The organism is Streptomyces sp. NPDC043896 (assembly GCF_056435605.1).
In genome coordinates this window covers 256,264-271,615 of sequence record NZ_JBWKEE010000008.1, presented here as the reverse complement: position 1 = coordinate 271,615, position 15,352 = coordinate 256,264, and the positions used below count along the sequence as shown (strand labels likewise).

Here is a 15,352-nt window from a genome sequence, read left to right as displayed (position 1 = left end):
CGGTGCCGGCCCCGCCCCTCACACAGCGGCGCCGGGCTGTAGCCGGGGACAGGGACGGCCTCGGCCTGGGCGATCGGGTCGATGAGACGACGGGCGGCGGCATAGTCGGGGGCGATCGTGAGAGGCTCCCAGGTGAAGCCGTCCCAGCGGACGATGACCCGTGGACGATTTGGCTGGACGTGGCTTCCCCGGGTCGAGCCTGCGGTGAGCGGGATTGCCCGGACCACGCCCACTTGAGGTCTGCGCCCTTCCCGGCGCGCCGCCCACGCCGCCAGAGGTTCGTCACTTGGCTCGTCCGCGTCGAAGTCCACGGTTGTACTCCTGCTCCGTCTCGGGTGCGAGGTGCGCCCGCCGTTCGCCAAAGTGCCGAAGCCGCCCCGGCAAGGGGGCGGCTTCATGGACAGTCCACTCGATCGGGGCGCCGCCCGGACGTACAGCCTCCGTCCGGCCGCTCTGCGCTACTCCGCAGCTTGCTCCAGGAAGCTGGCGCTGGCCTTGACGTCGTGGCTCAGGAGCACGTCATGCCGGGGGAGATCCGCGATACGCGACGCCAGGTCCTCCTGAGTGGCGCGGTCTTGGACCGTGCCCGGTGCGAGGCCGAAGACATCGGGGTAGCGGTCCTCCGTCGACGCGTTGAAGTAGTCCGCTGCCGTCAGGGCCCGGCCGTCGCCCAGGATCCTGGGCTCCGCGAACGGCTCGATCCGGGGGAAGACGATCCGAGCAGCCTTTCCGGACGTGGCGAGCGTGAGGCCCAGCCAGGACGCCAGCTGGTCCGGGAAGAACTGAGGCTTGCGCTCCTTGCCGCTGCTGTCCCGGAGGGGCAGGCGCCGGCCGTCGAGGAGCGCCTGAGTGACGGTCTGGTGCTGCGTCGGGTGCAGTTGCTGGCCGTCGATGACACGGCCGCGGACCTCATCGTAGAGCCCGAGGGAGTCCAGGAGCCCGAGCCCGATCGCGGCGGCCGACGGCCACGGCAGGACATCCACGCCGCCGTCGGCATCGGGCCGGACGAAGACCCGGTCATTGGCCAGCAGCTCCCACCCGGCGCGCGCCAGGAGGAGGGCGGTGGAGGTCTTGCCGGCGCCCTTGTCCCCGAGCGCGAGCACCGTCCTTCCCTCCTTCACCACGCCGGAGGCGTGCAGGACGCTCCAGCCAGCAGCGATCAGCTGAGACCGCAGAAGCTCGCGAGCCAGCCGGGCGGCAGCCAGCGCCACCGGCACCTCCTCGCAGCTCACGATCCGCAGCAGCCCCGGCTCGTAGCGGTAGGCGATCCGCTCGGACGGCTGCGCGGCGGCCACGATGCCGTCCGTGCCGCGGGCGAACTGCATCGGCGCGTTCGCGTACGTCGTTTCCTCGTGCGGCTCCTCCCCGATCTGCTGGGAGATGTCTACGACCTCCGTCGGCGCGATGTCTGCGGAAACGACCGGACCGAGGAACGGGCGCTCGGCCCTCGCGGCGTGCCACCAGGGCCCGAAGTACCGGAGCGCCCAGTCGGACACGGCGGCGGACTCGCTGGTGACGGTGACGGACAGGCCGTCGGTGGTGATACGGGTCGCATGGGTCACGGTGTGTGTTCTCCTTCGACGAGATACGAGATGGTCCTGCACGCGGTGTGGATCTTGTGTTCGGCTGCGGCGAGCTGCTGCCGCTCCGATGGGTCGAGGACGGGCAGGCGTACCCGGGGCCGACCCGAGACGAAGCTGATGGGCAAGCCGAGCTGCGCGCCCTCGTAGTCGACGGACAGCTCCACCACCCTGTTGGTCAGGCCCAGAGCGGCTTCCAGGGCGGTCACGACCGCACCAGCGACACCCGCACGACCGCGCCCGATGCCGGCGTTGATGCGCCGGGGCCGCTCTGCCAGTTCTTGGCGCACCGCCTGGGACGGGATGTCTACGCTCTCCCCCGCAACTCGGGTGGACGAGGCGCACAGCACCGCCGCGTCCCCGTGCTCGCCCAGAACGTGGCCTTGCACCTGGTCGGCGGGCACGGTCAGCAGCTGCGCAACGGCCAGTCGGTATCGGGCGGTGTCTGTGGCGGACCCGATGCCGAACACCCGGCTGGCTTGGGAAGCCCGTGCGAAGAGCCAGGTCATCGGGTCCACCGGGTTGGTGACCACGACGGCCACGCCCTGAAATCCCCTGAGTTGGCGCCCGATCGCCGCGATGAGCGGCGCGTTCGCCTCCAGTCCGGCCATCCGAACGTCACAGGTCTGGAGGTTCGTGAACGCCGCACGCGGGCAGACCACGATCGCATCGCAGTCCACCATGCCGCCGACCGAGCCCACCTCGGCGTGGGCCGCAGAGCCCGACAGCACCGCCATGTCGTTGATGTCGGTCACCAGGGCCTCAGCCGAGGCGCCGGAACCGGACGCAATGAGCAGGCGCCCCGCCCACCCAGCGGCCGTCAAGAGCATCGCCGCCGACTGCCCCACGGCCCCCGCCCCGATGATCCCTACCGAGCAATGCACCCTCATCGGCTGGCCGCCGTTGCTGCGCTGTCCAGGGCCAGGCGCCAGGCCGTGTCGCCGTCCACGGAAGCGGTGACGAGGACGGCGGACATCCGGTCGAGCAACGTGCACACCACATCCGCCTCCCTGACCATGGACCGTGCCACCTCCGGAAGCGGCAGACCGGGCGGGGCGGTGAGGTAGGTGGTGAAGATGTTGACCGTGTCCATCAGCCACAAGATCACCAACTGCCGAAGCCACGCAGCACGCTCAGCCCCCCTCAGGGAGTACGTGACCACGTCCACGTGCTCCGCCACCCCATCCAGGACAACCCGGGGCCCGGCGGACGGCGGGTTGCCGAGCAGCCCGAGCACGAGGCGCGACACCAGCTTGGCGAGATCAGCGGCAGGGTGAGCCAGGGCCAGGCCCGGGTCCAGGAACACCGGGCGCCCATCCGGGCCATCCGGAAACACCACGTGTTCCGGCTTCAAGTCGCCATACACGACGACGCCGGTGTAGGCCCCTGACAACCGCAACTTCGTCAGCCTGGCCACCACCGTTTTGAGGACTGCGGTGACGGGCCCGCATAAGTCCAGATACGTGGCGCCGCTGATTCCGTTGAACTTGCGGGCGAAGGTGCCCTGGATGGCTCTCTCCGCCATCGGCGTCTCAGCGACCGCCCTCCCGACTTCGGGCCGCTGCAAGGCATACAACTCATCCCTGACCCCCGCCAGAAGATCGGCCGTACGATCCGGCTCGCCGCAGATCACCTCACCCAGCGTCATACCGGGGACCGAGGAGGTGAACAGCACGCCACCCGCGTGGGTGATCACCGGTGCGACCTGAAGGCCGACCCTGAACATCAGGGCATACTGGGCGGCCTCGCGCTCAAGCAGCGCACCCGGAGCCACGGAATATGCCGCCTGACGGGCTCGAACGTCGTCCCACGTTCCTTGAGTGCCGCGCAGGACCGACGCCAGGGACACGCCAAGCAGCGACAGCTTCGCGAACATCTCCTGACCGTCCGCCTTGATCCTTCGGACGTAACCCGTCACCGACGGCACACGTGCGCCCAGCTCGACCCGGTCACCACGGCGGCCCCAGCTCGCCGCCTGCCAGATCTGCTCATCCGCCCAGCGGAACACCTCGCCTGGATCCACGACGGTCCCGCGCCCCGGCCCGCACGCCACTCCGAGGCCCTCATACCCGGTGCCCGACACCACGGCCAGCCCACTGTCCATGTTCGATTTGCCCATCCTGCTCTCCCTGACGGTCTGGCTTCCCGCCGGCGCCTCCACCGGCGTCCGATGCAGCGAGCTACAGCAGCCCGGCGGCGAAGGCCCTGGTGATCAGATGCGCGTCCGTCTGGGCGCCGAGGCGAGCGCGAAGCTCGCCCCGCCGCCTGCGCGCCGTGCGTGCGTCACAGCCCAGGTGTCCAGCGATCTCGCCATTCCGATGTCCGGCCGCGAGCAGCTTGATCACCACCAACAGCTCCTCGGGCAGCGGCTCATCCAGCGCCTCCGGCTGCGGCGCCTCCAGCAGCAACACGGTGTAGGCAGTGCAGACGAGCGCGGGCACCGTCCTCGCCCTGGCGTGGAGCCTCGCCTTCTCGATGTGGCGTTCCACCGTTCCCGGGAGGATCCGCAGGCGGGCCGCGATGTCGGCACGGGCAACACCTTCAGCCAGGAGACGAGTCACCTCCCGCTGTTGCCTGGTGAAGTCGAGGGCCTTGACACGCATTGTCTCGTTCATGCCGCCGCCGGCCCGGTTCGGTGCGGCATGATGATCTGGCCGTCGGGCAGCAGTTCGCCGGTGTCCTCGAAGAGCAGGATCCCGTTGCACAAGAGGCTCCAGCCCTGCTCCGGGCGCCGGTGGACGGCCACGGCAGCCTCGCCGTCGGCGTCCTGCGAGCTCGGGCAAGGCGGCTGGTGGTTGCACATGTTTCCTCGTTCCGAATCCGTAGCGGACGGTTACCGGCGAGCGACTTCGGCCGTGAGGTCGACCTCGGTCGTTCCCAGCAGCACCGCGCACTGCTGGGCTGCGACGATCCACCGGGCACGCCGGTCGCCGTTACCGATGAACGCGCTGCCGGCCCGCTGGGGCCTGCCGTGCGCATCCGGCTCGTAGAGCTGACCAAAGACCCCCGCGAACTCGACGTCCTTCACCCGCAAGGCAGTGAAGCCTTCACGGAGTGGGCGGCAGAACCGAACCGCCTTCGGCGCGCAGGTGAGGCATACCGGGGGATGCGGGGTGAACTCCTCGCCCGTGGAGCCAGGCTCGGGCGGAACCGCAGAGGCACCGGCCGGCAGGAGCCAAAGCGTCCCCACCTCGTTGCGGTCGGAGGGCCCGCCACACACCTGACACAACTGCCTGAGCATGGCCCTGCGCTGCCGCATCGGGTGGACCCCGCTGAAGTCCGGCCGTCCTCGCCGCTCAACCGAAAGGGTCAGGCGCCGGTCCCACAGCACCCCGAGGTTGTCCCGATCGAAGGCACACTCGTCCGCGTACGCGATGCCCAGCTTGCGCGAGTTCAGGACAACCTGCACCTCGTGATGCGTCTCCGCGACCCCCGGAGTGATGAACGGCACCGGGACCGCACCGGTCCCCGTCACACCGCATCCTCGGGATCGGGTTCCTGAGGCGCCGGGCCCTTCACTCGCGAGCGGAGCCCGCACGCCACAGCGGTCAACATGTCGCGCTCGACCGGCTGAAATGGCTTCGGCTTCCTCCGCTGCCAGCTGTCGCCCCTGACCCGCTGCGGCAACTTCGGCCGCGGGCCGTTCACCTGCTCGGTCATCGTCTCCTCGACTTCCTTCCGTTGCGAACCAGTAGGCGACCATCAGCCCGACGTAGAACCCGACGATCAACAGCTGAAGCAGCCACTGCCTCCAGCCCCAACGTCGAGGCGGTTTGTCCATCCACCGCTGCCGGTCGACCCACCGAACTAACTCCGCCATCACCAGCGGCTCCGAGAGGAAGCCCGTGCGTAGGCCCGCAGGCCGGAAGGCGTACGGGGTATCCCCTCGGGCGCCGAGTGCGCCACTTCGCGGAACGTGGTCATGACCCCATCGGACCGCTGAACCAGACGTGGTGACAGGGGAAACGGGAGGGGGAAAACCTGTCAAGGGGGAACTCGCGTGGGAAACAGCGGGCCATGATGGAGGCACGCCCACCAACAGAGGTCACACTCATGCCAGCAGACTTCGGCCGCCTACTTCTCCAGCTCCGCCTTGCCGCCGGGCGCACGCAGGAGCAGCAGGCGGCCGCGATCAACGCGGTCTCCGGCCGGGACACCACGACGCGCCGTGAGATCAACCGCTACGAGCACGGTGAGAACATCCCGACCAACCACACCCTCGCCCACATCGCGGTGGCCTGCGGCATACCCCCGAAGCAACTACAGCGGGAAGCGGCAGCTGCCCGTGCGCGACGGAGGAACCCGGGACAGAGTGAGGGGGAGGAACGAAGCGACGTGCTGAACCGCCGCACCCTGATCAACGGGGCCCTCGTCGGTGCCGCCGCGGCCGCCGAACCATGGGGTCGTCTGGCGTACGCACTTGGGAAGGGATCCAGGATCGACAGTGAGTCCGCCGACTCGCTGACCCAGAGAGCCAGCACCCTGCACATCAGCGAACATCACCTGACCGCCCAGCAGCTCCGCGGACAGGTTGAAGCGCACCTCGACGCGATCACCGCCGCGCTTCCCCAGGCTGGCCAACACGAGCGGGCCCTCACCGTCGCCGCTGGCGAGACAGCAGCCCTAGCCGGGTGGCTGGCGTGGGACCTAGGCGACCACCAAACCGCACACGCCTACTACAAGGTCACCACGGACTGCGCCACCGCCGCCGGCCACCCCCCACTCCGCGCCCTCGCCCTCGGCTACGCCAGCTACGGGTCCAACACACCCACCCGCGCGGTCGAGCTCCTCGCCAACGCTGCCCAAGATGTACGCGGGCCCGGGAACGGCGCCGCCGCCGCCTGGATCCACGCCCGTCACGCAGAAGAGACCGCGACTACCGGTGACACCACAGCCGCCCTCCGTGCGCTCGACCGCGCCCTCGTCGCCTACGACTTCGCCGACTACACCGCCGAACAGGCATGGGTCCAGTTCATGACCCCCGCCCGAATGGACTCGCTCGTCCTGTCCGTGTACGGCCAGCTGGGCCACCAGCAGCTCTCCGAGGCAGCAGCCGACACCATGCAGCGCCTCGGCCGCAACCTGTCCGACTCCGGCGTCGTCATCCTCGGAGACCTCGCGCACGCACTCCTACGCGGAGGCGACATCGGCCACGGCAGCCACGTGGCTTACCAGTTCGCGGCCGCGGCTCAGGTACGCCCCAACACCATGGGGCGGACCCGAGCCGCCGCCGTGGCCGCACGGCTGCCCATCTCGGAGCGCGAACTCGCACACCACCTGCAAGAGCTCGCCGCCTGAAGTCGGCTCGCCGCAGCGGCGAGCTGCGCCCGAAGTGGCCGTACTAGCGCGGGGTGGTCTCCTCGGCCACCCACTTCAGGTAGGCCTCCGAGCCGCCCGTGACCGGCACGGTGACCCACTCGGGGACCTCATAGGGGTGCTCCTGAGCCACCCACGCCTCCAGCTCGGGAAGCCGGTCCACCGTGGTCTTGTACGAGAGCCGCCACTCCTGCGCCGTCTCGATCTTCCCCTGCCACCAGTACGTGGCGCTGAACGGCCCGTCGATGTGGCAGCAGGCGGCCAACCTTGCTGCAACGGCTCCCTGCACCAAGGCCTGCGCCCGGGTCTCGTCGTCAATGGATGTCTGCGCGATCACGATCTCGGTCGCCATTCGGCCCCTCCTGGTCGGTCTACCCTGACCCTACCGAGCAGGCCTGGAGTGCTGCGGCCAGTACGGACCGGAGGGGGTCCGGCCGCCGCCGGACCCCCTCGGGAAACCTACTCCAGTGACCGCACTGGACCTGACGGGCCCAGCTCAGGTTCAGCCGGCTGGCGCTCGGGCTCGTACAGCCAGCGCGGCAGCAGCCGCTGAACCACCGGCAGCGCCATCACCCGGGTAACGGCACCGGCCACAGCGAGCGCCACCGCCACACCGGCCGCCGACTGCGGGAGGCCGGAGGCGTCCACGATGAGCGGCAGACCCGCAGCCAGACCCAGCAGGGTCTGGAACACCGTGCGAACCGTCCGGCGGTTCGCATCAGACAGATGACTCACTGCGGCACCTCCAACACCTGGCCAGGGGTGATCACGAACGGGGTTGGGATGTCGTTCAGCTTCGCCAGCTCGTACCAGGCCACGCCCAGCTCCCGGGCGATGCTCGTGAGCGTGTCGCCGGCGCGCACCGTGTACGTGGTGCTGCCTCCGCCCGGCTTCCCGTCGAGCCGGGCGCCGATGCGCTGACGCAGGTCCGACATGGTGAAGCCCTTCGGGTCGACCTTGCCGGGCTGCCACTCCAGGTGACCGATCACGCTGGCTGCGCCCCACTTGTGGGCCCGGCAGATCGCTGCGGACACCTTCTCGATCGCATCCAGCTGGGCGCGGGGCCACGGGTCCTCGCCGTCGCCCAGGTTCTCGCACTCGAACCCGTAGAAGTGGCGGTTGCCGTCCGTGTTCGCCTGGTCGTCCTGAGGGAGAGCCCTCTCCGCGATTACCGCGCTCAGCACGTCGCCGTCCCCGGCGCCGGCGTGGTTGGCGCGCCCGTTGCCGACCAGGTAGACCGTTCCGTCCTTGGCGATGACACCGTGGCACAGGGGGCCCGGGAGTTCGGCGTAGCCGTCCTCGCAAATACTCACCGTCTCGTCCGTGCCGGAGGTGACCGTGTGGTGGATCATCACACCGTGAACCGGGCCCCACGGGCCCTTGTGGTTACGGCTATGCGTGCGCCAGCCCGGGCGTTCGACGATGCGCACGTTCTCCGCGCGCAGCGCCGCCACGAGGGCGTCCGCATTCAGCGGTGTAGCCATAGCTCGATCTCAGATTCTCCCCGCGCCCAAGATCAAAGATGGTAGGCGGAGCTCGCGTCAGCGAGCCGTGCCCTGCGTGACCAGCCACAGCTGGAGCGCCATCAGCAGGAGCGGCGCCACGAACGAGGAGAGCACGAGGCGCCGAGTCGCCGCCGCCTGCGCTTGGTCCTCACGACGCTGCTGTTCCGTCCGCTCCGAGACCTGGTCGTGCTCACCGCGGAGCCCCGCAAGAGCCGCTTCGACGGCTCCGATGCGCTGCTCCGTCGCCCGCTGGTCAGCCCGGTACACGTCCTGGGTGACGACGTGGTCCAGCCGTGCCGCGAGGTCGGCGAGATCGCCCCGCAGATCCTCGCGCAGCTGGGACACCGCACGGTGCAGTTCCCACAGCGTCGGCTCGGCGCTCGGTGGCACGGACACGGTCATCACTCCTGGCGGCCCCGCGCCAAGTCTCAGCCTAGGTGCACGAAGCGGACGCCTCCGAGACGCCTTGCATCAAATTGTGCGCCAATGGGTCAAAGTTGACATCGATGGCGTGTTGGGTGATCAATCTGATTCGAAATCTGACCAACATCGTTCTCTTTGGAAAACTTTCGATCCCGATTAAAGGATGGCGGCCGCGCCGACGACAAGGGGGTGGCGAAGCACTCCCAAGAGCCTCGTCTGTTCGGCTGTCGGTCTCCGGCAAGAGTCGCCGGCAGCCGAACACCCTGCCGCGTACCACGGAGGCGTGGAACGCGTCTTCGTTATGCCTTGAATCCACCCGCGCGAGGGTCTGCGGCTTGCGAATGTCCCCACCATTGGAGACCGTTCCTAGCGACGCCAACCTCGCGGGCGACTTGCCGGAGACCTGGGTTGTTGGCTGCCAGACTGAAACAAGGTAATTGGGAGTGCAATGAGTACCCTTCAGGTCGGACGCCCGGTTCCGGATGGGCTTCTGATGGGCGCGCGGAAATGGCTTGCGGCCGCGTCGGCGGTCGGAACCGGCATCGGCGTTCATCTAGTGGAGCCGAACACGCTGGCAGGCGATGTTGCCTGGCGAGGACATGAGGCTTCCCTTGTAGTGCTTGGTGTCCAGCTGACCACTCTGGCGCTCGTGCGGATCGTGCAGCGTGTCAAGGTGAAGGGGTCAGTCACTGTGGAATGGGGAAACCGGCGCGACGATTCGAGCGATTCTTGAAGGAAATCTCACAAGAGATAGAGGGCGAGGTGAAGGGGGCGGGCCCCCTTCCCTCGCCATCAGGCTTTGAGGAGTTCTTCACCGGCAATTACGATCGCTTCCATAGGTTTGCGTCCATGCGCGGGCTTGATCATCATTCGGCGGAAGACGTAGTTCACCAGGTCTTTCTCGACGTGCTGCGTCGGTGGGATCAAGTTTGCAGCGCGGACCAGCCGATGGCCTACGCCTATGCGATCCTCAAGATGCGAATCGTCGACTCTCACCGAGAACGGTCCCGTCGGGCAGCGCGAGAGCTGGCGATGAGTGACATCCCGGAACCGTCGGTCGCCTCTATCGAATCGACGCAGGCCCTCGCGCATCGAGAGGCTCTCAATGAGGCACTAGTCAGTCTTCCTGAGCGGCAGCGTGACACGGTGCTTCTGTATTACGTCATGGGGTATAGCGGGCGAGAGGTGGCGGAAATGCTCGGCGTTTCCGAGGCCACAGTGTCAGGCCACTTGCTCCGGGCCCGGCGCAGCCTCGCCCGCATCCTGCGCCTGCCCGCCATTCGATAGCAGTCACTTCACGTACGTGACCTTCAACTGTGGCGGGTACTGCTGCCCGACACCGTGCGCACGCCCGTAGCAGTCGCTGTCGGTGGTGTTCGGGTCCAGAGCGAACCCCCGCGGCCGGACGTCGCGCACGAGAGCGGTGACGTCGATCCACTTTCCCTCGTTGCGGCGCCAGCCGACCGTGGTGGCCTGCCCGTCGGCGGCGAACACCCCGGGGCGGGCCGAATGCCCGTGGGTCCGGATCGCGGCCGTTCCGCCCGCTGACGAGTACCAGTGCTCGAAGTACAGGAACAGCTCCGCCTTCTCGATCGTCGCTCCCGTCAGGTCAGTCCCGAGCGAGGCGGGGAAGCCGAACAGGGAGCCGGTGATCCCGTTCGTGGAGGAGTAGAAGCCCTGGAGCAGCTGGTTGCCGTGATAGGAGCTGTACGTGCTGCGGTTGGCGTACGTCCCGGACCAGGACGCCGCGTAGGTCCGCTCCACCCGCGTGGCTGCCGGGGGAGTGGTGGACGTGCGCCCGTTGTTGAGCTGGCCCGTCGCGGTGACTGCCGGGCCGATGTCCTCGACGTACATGACCGCGGGGGACTCGGGGGCGCCGAACAACGTGACCGTGGCCGCGGCCGCCCCGTCCCACCGGAAGGCCGTGAGGAGACGGTGCGTGCCGGCTCCCAGTACGGATCCGGAGCACACGAGTTCGAGTCGGACCCGCTGCCAGCCGCTGCCCAGCGTGCACGCGGTGCTCTGGAGCTGCCGGGAGGCGACAGTGGGGGCGCCGGTGCTGCCGTCGCGCAGGAGCAGGGAGAGAGTTCCGCCGGCCTGCGACCGCTCGGCGTAGGCGTCGAGGACGATCCTGTACTGCCGGTCTGCCTCAATCCGTACCGGCAGCTCGATGAACCCTGACTCGGCCCCTCCTGGGCTGCTGACCCCCTGGGTGGCGGTGTGCACGGCGATGAGACCGCGGGGGGCCTGCGCGATTCGCCGGTCGAGGGGTTCCCCCTTGACCGTGAGCTGCCCGGCGACGGCGACGTCGTTGAAGGCGCCGTGACCGAACTGGTTGATCGTCGCAACGGGAACCCCCTCGTTGGAGATCGTCACGTACTGCGGCCGGCCCGTGACGAGCGAGATGGACTCCTCCCCGTCCTGGTCGTAGAGCCGCAGTCCCTCCGGGCTGATCTCGGCCCGCGCGCCGGAACTCGCGGAGGAGAGGACCTGCCGGATCACCACGTTGTCGAAGGTGACCGTGCCTGCCGTGGCCGCGTTGACGCCCAGCCGCATGCGGCCGGTCACGGTCTGAGGCGGTGCCGGCGCCGTGGAGGCACCCGACATGAACAGCCAGCCCTTGCCTGCCGCGCCGCTGGCGCTCGTCAGCGTGTTGTAGCCCAGCACGGTGCCGGAAGCGTCCTCCCAGCGGACGTACAGCGTGGCGTTCTTCCCCAGCCAGTCGCCGCTCACCTGGTAGTCGGTGCCCATCCACAGGCGCATGCCGGGAGTCGCGGGAAACACGCCGAGGGTGTGCGTCCGGTCTGTGGGCGTGGCCGCTGTGCAGTCGGCCCGCAAGGCCTTTGGGGTATCCCGGCCGGGGCTGACGACGCTCCAGCCGCCGTTCGCCGCGACCCGCTTCAGGGCGACGTCGCCCTCGAAGCTCGCGTCGGCCACCATGTTGCCGTCGACGCCAAGGGCGATCTTGTCGACGGAGATCGAGCCGGCCTTGATGTGGATCGCCTCGATCGCGCCTGCCGCGATGGCGGATGCGGTCACCGAGTTCACCGCCAGTTTCTCGGCCGTGATCGCGAGGGCGGCCACCTTGTCCGCCGTGACGGCGGCAGCGGCAATCTTCTCGGCCGTGACCGTGAGCGCGGAGAGCTTGTCCGTCGTGACCGCGCCCGCCGCCACCTTCGGTGCGGTGACCGCACCGTCGGCGATCTGCACGCCGGCCAGGATCGGCCGGATACAGGCGTTGTCCCACCACATGCTGCCTGCTGTGCCGGCGCCGGACTCGACCCGGGCGCGGGCGCGGACCGCCCCGTCCGGCGCGGTGAATGTCCCGGACACCCGCCCCCACTGCCCACGCACCGGGCTGGCCGCGCGCGCCTTCCCGTACCCGAGGACCTTGCCGTCTGCGTCCTCCCACCTGATGTGGAAGCTGATTTCGGCACCCGCCCAGTCGTCGGAGATGCAGTAGTCGGCTGCCAGGTACAGCTGGTCCCCGGGGGTCGCCGGCAGCACGGTGAGGTCGACAGCGCGGTAGGCGGGGGTTGCGGACGCGGCATCGATGCGCAAGGACGAGGAAGAGCCGCTTCCGCGTGTCTTGTCCTGCGACGCCCAGGGGACGGCAGCGGTCAACGCGACCGTCGCCGGGCCCTCGAAGGAGGGGTCGGCGAGGATGTTCGCGGTGCCCACCACGGTCAGCTTGTCCGTGGTGATCGCGCCCGCGGCCACGTGCCCCGCGGTCACCGATGCGGCCTGGAGTTCCCGACCGCTGACAGTGTCGGCGGCGATCTTGCCCGCGGTCACCGCGTTCGTCGCCAGGGCGGCGCTGGTCACTGCCGCCTGCGCGAGCTTGTCCGCGAGCACCGCGCCGTCCGCGAGCCCGGCCGTCGTCACCGCGCCGGCGGCGATCTTCGTGTCCGTGACGGCCTTCTCGGCGAGCTTGATCTCCGACACGATCCCGTCGAGGAGGTCCTGCCCCACCGCCTGACGGGCCGCAGCCGCAACCGAGACGGAGGGGTCGCTCGGCTTGCCCGAGGTAGTCACCGCGACCAGCTGGACGTGCCGGACCTCGTAGTCGGACACCGCGATGGTCACCGAGGCCCCGGAGGCCGCCTCGATCGTGGCCGCCGGGTTCCGCACGTTCACCGAGTCCCCGGCCGCCCGCAGCAGGTGCACTTGCACCCGGGCCAGATTCAACGGCGCGGCCACCGAATCGGCGAAGCCACCGTCCCAGGTGACGCGCAGGCCGCCCAGGACCGAAGTGACGTGGGGCTTGCTCGGGGCGGGCGGGGGAGGCCCGTTGAAGGTGGCCACCCCGGTCGTCCCGTCGAACTGCACACCCACGGAGCCGGTCAGGACACCATTCTCGTCGTACACCTCGATCGCCCCGGCCTCCACCGAGGAGAAGGCCAGCGCCGCCGTGCGGGACTTGCGGGCCAGCTGCCGTTCGACGTCGGTCAGCCGGCCCACGATCTCTGCCAGGTTGTTCGCCATCGTCAGCCCCCGTACACGAAGCGGTCGGAACGGGACAGCGACAGGGTGACCTTCTCCGGCTCGTCGCCGTCCTGCGGCCGGATGCTCCATCCGGTGATGCGGCACCACCCGGACCAAGGCGCCCACTCGTCGTGGATGCGCACCTGGACGTCGTCGCCGATCTGCCACGACCCGATCGGGGCGGCGGGGTGGTCGATCACGTGCAGCTCATCGATCCCGCCCATCACCTGCAGGGCCGTGCGCTCACGGCGGGCCCGGGCTGCGAGCCGGTCGTTGCCCTTCTCGTTGGGGACCTCAAGGACTCGCTCCAGGCGGAGCCGGCCGTTGCGGACCGCGTCGACCGCGCGCCGCCGCCCCCTGCCCTCGCCCGCGCCCAACGCGATCACGACCTGCGCGTACTCGTCGCCGTCGTAGGTGACGGGCGTCGTCTCCATAAGGTTCACGCCCGTGGTGAAGACGAGATCGTGGCGGCGGGTACCGAGCCGTGGCCAGCCGAGCTGGATCCGCCCCACCGGCCGGTCACCAGCCAGCACGGTCGTCTCCGTCCACTCCGGGCCGCCCTCGACCTCGGTCATGTCGTCGACGATGTCCCCCAGCACCGGGGCCTCCCACCACTCCGATTTGTACGGCTCGGCCGGAGTGCCGACCTTCGCCTTGCTGGTCACCGGGTCCACCTCCACGCCAAGGTCGCCGTCGGGCTGCTCCTGGGCGTACGCCCACACGTCACGGATCACCTGGCAGGGATCCGCGTTCACGTACGGGCCGCGACCATCGAGCTCACCGTGGATGTCGTGCCGGCGGTGCGGGTACGAGCCCCAGCCCGCAGCCTCCAGCGGGTATGCGCCGCCCTCGGGCTCCGCACGCCAGATCAGCCCACCCCACAGGAAGGTCTCGTCGCGCTCCACCGTGAGCACCGTGCTGCCGGGACCGATCTGCGACCCGAGGAGGTGGCTGAAGGGCACCGGTACCTTGCCGGCGAAGTCCCCGGACGCATTGCGGCGAAGCCCGAACTCCACCCCGGTCAGCGGCAGATCGCGCACGACGAGGGCGCCAGTGAGCGCGTCACGGACGGAGTACCGGTAGGCGGGCATCAGGTGCCCTCCTCGAACTCGATGTCCGCGATGACCGTGGTGACGACGTCCGCCTGAAGCGAGCCCACGTTGTCCTTGACCAGGAAGACGAGCCCTTGCAGCGGCTGAGTCGTGCCGCGCATCTCCGCCGGGATGTCGATGGTGTCCGCGGAGATGGCGTTGATGCGCACGGACCCGTCGCCCTTGGTGCTGCCGTCGTCGATCTGGATCGTCTGCCCCTGGACGCTGCCGAGCCGGAACGCCGTGGACCCCCAGATGCTGCCCAGGACCTGGAGCCCCGACAGCGTCATGACGACGCGCGCCCGCACGGCCCAGTGCGGCACACGTATCTCGAACCGTGCCGCCGGCGGCCAGTCCGCCCAGGCGCCGCCGTTGCCCTTCCAGTCCTGATCACCGCCCGGGGACGCGGTGTGCAGCTGCCGCTCCTTCCGCGGGTTCGCGATGGTGCGGACGTCACGGATCATCCCGTCCGTGATCACCTTCGTGTTCGCCGGGATGTCGATCCGCGCCAGGGGGATCGCCGTCATCCCCGCGGGCGGCTCCACCGTGTTGGCCGACACGTTCGGGATCACGTGAAAGAAGCCGATGTCGTCCCGCTCCGGGTTCCGCACTCCTTCGTACTCGGGGTCCTCCACACGCAGCACGAGCAGGTCCGACCGGCCCGACACCCCGGTGGGAGCGATCGGAACCGACTGGTAGCCAACGTTGTACTGGGTGTACGAGCCCTGACCCCAGGCGACCGCCCCCCGGACGACGGCCGACCCGTCCCCGACCCGAACGCCGGGGCCCGGCGTCGCCAGCTGGCTCACCTTCAGGTCATCGGACTCGGTGATGCCCTGAGCGCCATGGCTGAGGTCGCGCACCATCATCCGGAACGCACGGGCCGCGTGGGTCCCGCCGTGAACGAGCAGCGGAGGGTTGATCAAGGTCATGTGCTTCGGTTCCTTGCAGC

Annotated in this window: 17 protein-coding genes and 1 pseudogene; 3 read left to right on the top strand and 15 right to left on the bottom strand. The window is 69.3% G+C overall.

Features of this window, described 5'->3' with window-relative positions; translation table 11 throughout:
- Positions 1-5: 5 nt before the first annotated feature.
- The 8 genes and pseudogenes from AC069X_RS14670 to AC069X_RS14635 all read right to left on the bottom strand — a co-directional run.
- Positions 6-398, bottom strand: a pseudogene (locus AC069X_RS14670) (DUF6087 family protein); the annotation flags it as partial.
- A 60-nt stretch (positions 399-458) separates the two neighbouring features.
- On the bottom strand, positions 459-1,562 hold the full coding sequence (locus AC069X_RS14665; protein WP_478728613.1) for a hypothetical protein: 1,104 nt from the start codon (positions 1,560-1,562) through the stop codon (positions 459-461).
- The gene (locus AC069X_RS14660; RefSeq protein ID WP_478728611.1) at positions 1,559-2,470 is read right to left on the bottom strand and encodes a lactate/malate family dehydrogenase; all 912 of its coding nucleotides are present in this window, start codon (positions 2,468-2,470) and stop codon (positions 1,559-1,561) included. The genes AC069X_RS14665 and AC069X_RS14660 overlap by 4 nt, the downstream gene beginning before the upstream one ends.
- On the bottom strand, positions 2,467-3,699 hold the full coding sequence (locus AC069X_RS14655) for a phosphotransferase (protein ID WP_478728609.1): 1,233 nt from the start codon (positions 3,697-3,699) through the stop codon (positions 2,467-2,469). Before AC069X_RS14655 ends, AC069X_RS14660 begins: the two co-directional genes overlap by 4 nt.
- A gap of 61 nt (positions 3,700-3,760) precedes the next feature.
- Positions 3,761-4,195, bottom strand: a complete 435-nt coding sequence (locus AC069X_RS14650; RefSeq protein ID WP_478728607.1) for a LuxR C-terminal-related transcriptional regulator — start codon at positions 4,193-4,195, stop codon at positions 3,761-3,763.
- On the bottom strand, positions 4,192-4,383 hold the full coding sequence (locus AC069X_RS14645) for a DUF5999 family protein (RefSeq protein WP_478728605.1): 192 nt from the start codon (positions 4,381-4,383) through the stop codon (positions 4,192-4,194). The genes AC069X_RS14650 and AC069X_RS14645 overlap by 4 nt, the downstream gene beginning before the upstream one ends.
- A gap of 30 nt (positions 4,384-4,413) precedes the next feature.
- Positions 4,414-5,055: a hypothetical protein gene (locus AC069X_RS14640; RefSeq protein WP_478728604.1), complete on the bottom strand. Its 642-nt coding sequence runs from the start codon at positions 5,053-5,055 to the stop codon at positions 4,414-4,416.
- Positions 5,052-5,240 carry a hypothetical protein gene (locus tag AC069X_RS14635; RefSeq protein ID WP_478728602.1) on the bottom strand — a complete coding sequence of 63 codons (189 nt, stop codon included), beginning with the start codon at positions 5,238-5,240 and terminating at the stop codon, positions 5,052-5,054. The genes AC069X_RS14640 and AC069X_RS14635 overlap by 4 nt, the downstream gene beginning before the upstream one ends.
- A 393-nt stretch (positions 5,241-5,633) precedes the next feature.
- On the opposite strand from AC069X_RS14635, the gene AC069X_RS14630 reads away from it, so the two are divergent.
- Positions 5,634-6,878, top strand: coding sequence for a helix-turn-helix domain-containing protein (locus AC069X_RS14630; RefSeq protein ID WP_478728600.1), 1,245 nt, complete (start codon positions 5,634-5,636; stop codon positions 6,876-6,878).
- 43 nt (positions 6,879-6,921) lie between these two features.
- Here the strand turns inward: AC069X_RS14630 and cutA are convergent, their stop codons facing one another.
- The 4 genes from cutA to AC069X_RS14610 all read right to left on the bottom strand — a co-directional run bounded on the left by cutA (position 6,922) and on the right by AC069X_RS14610 (position 8,797).
- On the bottom strand, positions 6,922-7,248 hold the full coding sequence (gene cutA, locus AC069X_RS14625) for a divalent-cation tolerance protein CutA (RefSeq protein WP_478728598.1): 327 nt from the start codon (positions 7,246-7,248) through the stop codon (positions 6,922-6,924).
- A gap of 107 nt (positions 7,249-7,355) precedes the next feature.
- Positions 7,356-7,622, bottom strand: coding sequence for a hypothetical protein (locus tag AC069X_RS14620; protein WP_478728778.1), 267 nt, complete (start codon positions 7,620-7,622; stop codon positions 7,356-7,358).
- A gap of 5 nt (positions 7,623-7,627) precedes the next feature.
- Positions 7,628-8,380 carry an N-acetylmuramoyl-L-alanine amidase gene (locus AC069X_RS14615; RefSeq protein ID WP_478728596.1) on the bottom strand — a complete coding sequence of 251 codons (753 nt, stop codon included), beginning with the start codon at positions 8,378-8,380 and terminating at the stop codon, positions 7,628-7,630.
- Positions 8,381-8,437: 57 nt separating this feature from the next.
- Positions 8,438-8,797, bottom strand: coding sequence for a hypothetical protein (locus tag AC069X_RS14610; RefSeq protein ID WP_478728594.1), 360 nt, complete (start codon positions 8,795-8,797; stop codon positions 8,438-8,440).
- Between the two features lie 475 nt (positions 8,798-9,272).
- Here AC069X_RS14610 and AC069X_RS14605 point away from each other — a divergent pair, with 475 nt between their 5' ends.
- Both AC069X_RS14605 and AC069X_RS14600 read left to right on the top strand, forming a co-directional pair.
- Positions 9,273-9,557: a hypothetical protein gene (locus tag AC069X_RS14605; protein ID WP_478728592.1), complete on the top strand. Its 285-nt coding sequence runs from the start codon at positions 9,273-9,275 to the stop codon at positions 9,555-9,557.
- Positions 9,554-10,111: an RNA polymerase sigma factor gene (locus AC069X_RS14600; RefSeq protein ID WP_478728590.1), complete on the top strand. Its 558-nt coding sequence runs from the start codon at positions 9,554-9,556 to the stop codon at positions 10,109-10,111. Before AC069X_RS14605 ends, AC069X_RS14600 begins: the two co-directional genes overlap by 4 nt.
- 3 nt (positions 10,112-10,114) lie before the next feature.
- On the opposite strand, the gene AC069X_RS14595 is transcribed toward AC069X_RS14600, so the two are convergent.
- From AC069X_RS14595 to AC069X_RS14585, 3 genes are read right to left on the bottom strand one after another with little or no spacing between them, the layout of a single operon-like run.
- The gene (locus AC069X_RS14595; RefSeq protein WP_478728588.1) at positions 10,115-13,309 is read right to left on the bottom strand and encodes a hypothetical protein; all 3,195 of its coding nucleotides are present in this window, start codon (positions 13,307-13,309) and stop codon (positions 10,115-10,117) included.
- Between the two features lie 2 nt (positions 13,310-13,311).
- Complete coding sequence (locus AC069X_RS14590; protein WP_478728586.1) at positions 13,312-14,400, bottom strand: hypothetical protein; 1,089 nt, start codon at positions 14,398-14,400, stop codon at positions 13,312-13,314.
- Positions 14,400-15,332, bottom strand: a complete 933-nt coding sequence (locus AC069X_RS14585; RefSeq protein ID WP_478728584.1) for a hypothetical protein — start codon at positions 15,330-15,332, stop codon at positions 14,400-14,402. Before AC069X_RS14585 ends, AC069X_RS14590 begins: the two co-directional genes overlap by 1 nt.
- Positions 15,333-15,352 lie beyond the last annotated feature (20 nt).

Coding starts and splice junctions, on each gene's coding strand:
- AC069X_RS14615 (WP_478728596.1), bottom strand. CDS start 8,380: ATGGCTACACCGCTGAATGCGGACGCCCTCGTGGCGGCGCTGCGCGCG.
- AC069X_RS14590 (WP_478728586.1), bottom strand. CDS start 14,400: ATGCCCGCCTACCGGTACTCCGTCCGTGACGCGCTCACTGGCGCCCTC.
- AC069X_RS14630 (WP_478728600.1), top strand. CDS start 5,634: ATGCCAGCAGACTTCGGCCGCCTACTTCTCCAGCTCCGCCTTGCCGCC.
- AC069X_RS14585 (WP_478728584.1), bottom strand. CDS start 15,332: ATGACCTTGATCAACCCTCCGCTGCTCGTTCACGGCGGGACCCACGCG.
- AC069X_RS14605 (WP_478728592.1), top strand. CDS start 9,273: ATGAGTACCCTTCAGGTCGGACGCCCGGTTCCGGATGGGCTTCTGATG.
- AC069X_RS14650 (WP_478728607.1), bottom strand. CDS start 4,195: ATGAACGAGACAATGCGTGTCAAGGCCCTCGACTTCACCAGGCAACAG.
- AC069X_RS14595 (WP_478728588.1), bottom strand. CDS start 13,309: ATGGCGAACAACCTGGCAGAGATCGTGGGCCGGCTGACCGACGTCGAA.
- AC069X_RS14645 (WP_478728605.1), bottom strand. CDS start 4,383: ATGTGCAACCACCAGCCGCCTTGCCCGAGCTCGCAGGACGCCGACGGC.
- AC069X_RS14660 (WP_478728611.1), bottom strand. CDS start 2,470: ATGAGGGTGCATTGCTCGGTAGGGATCATCGGGGCGGGGGCCGTGGGG.
- cutA (WP_478728598.1), bottom strand. CDS start 7,248: ATGGCGACCGAGATCGTGATCGCGCAGACATCCATTGACGACGAGACC.
- AC069X_RS14635 (WP_478728602.1), bottom strand. CDS start 5,240: ATGACCGAGCAGGTGAACGGCCCGCGGCCGAAGTTGCCGCAGCGGGTC.
- AC069X_RS14655 (WP_478728609.1), bottom strand. CDS start 3,699: ATGGGCAAATCGAACATGGACAGTGGGCTGGCCGTGGTGTCGGGCACC.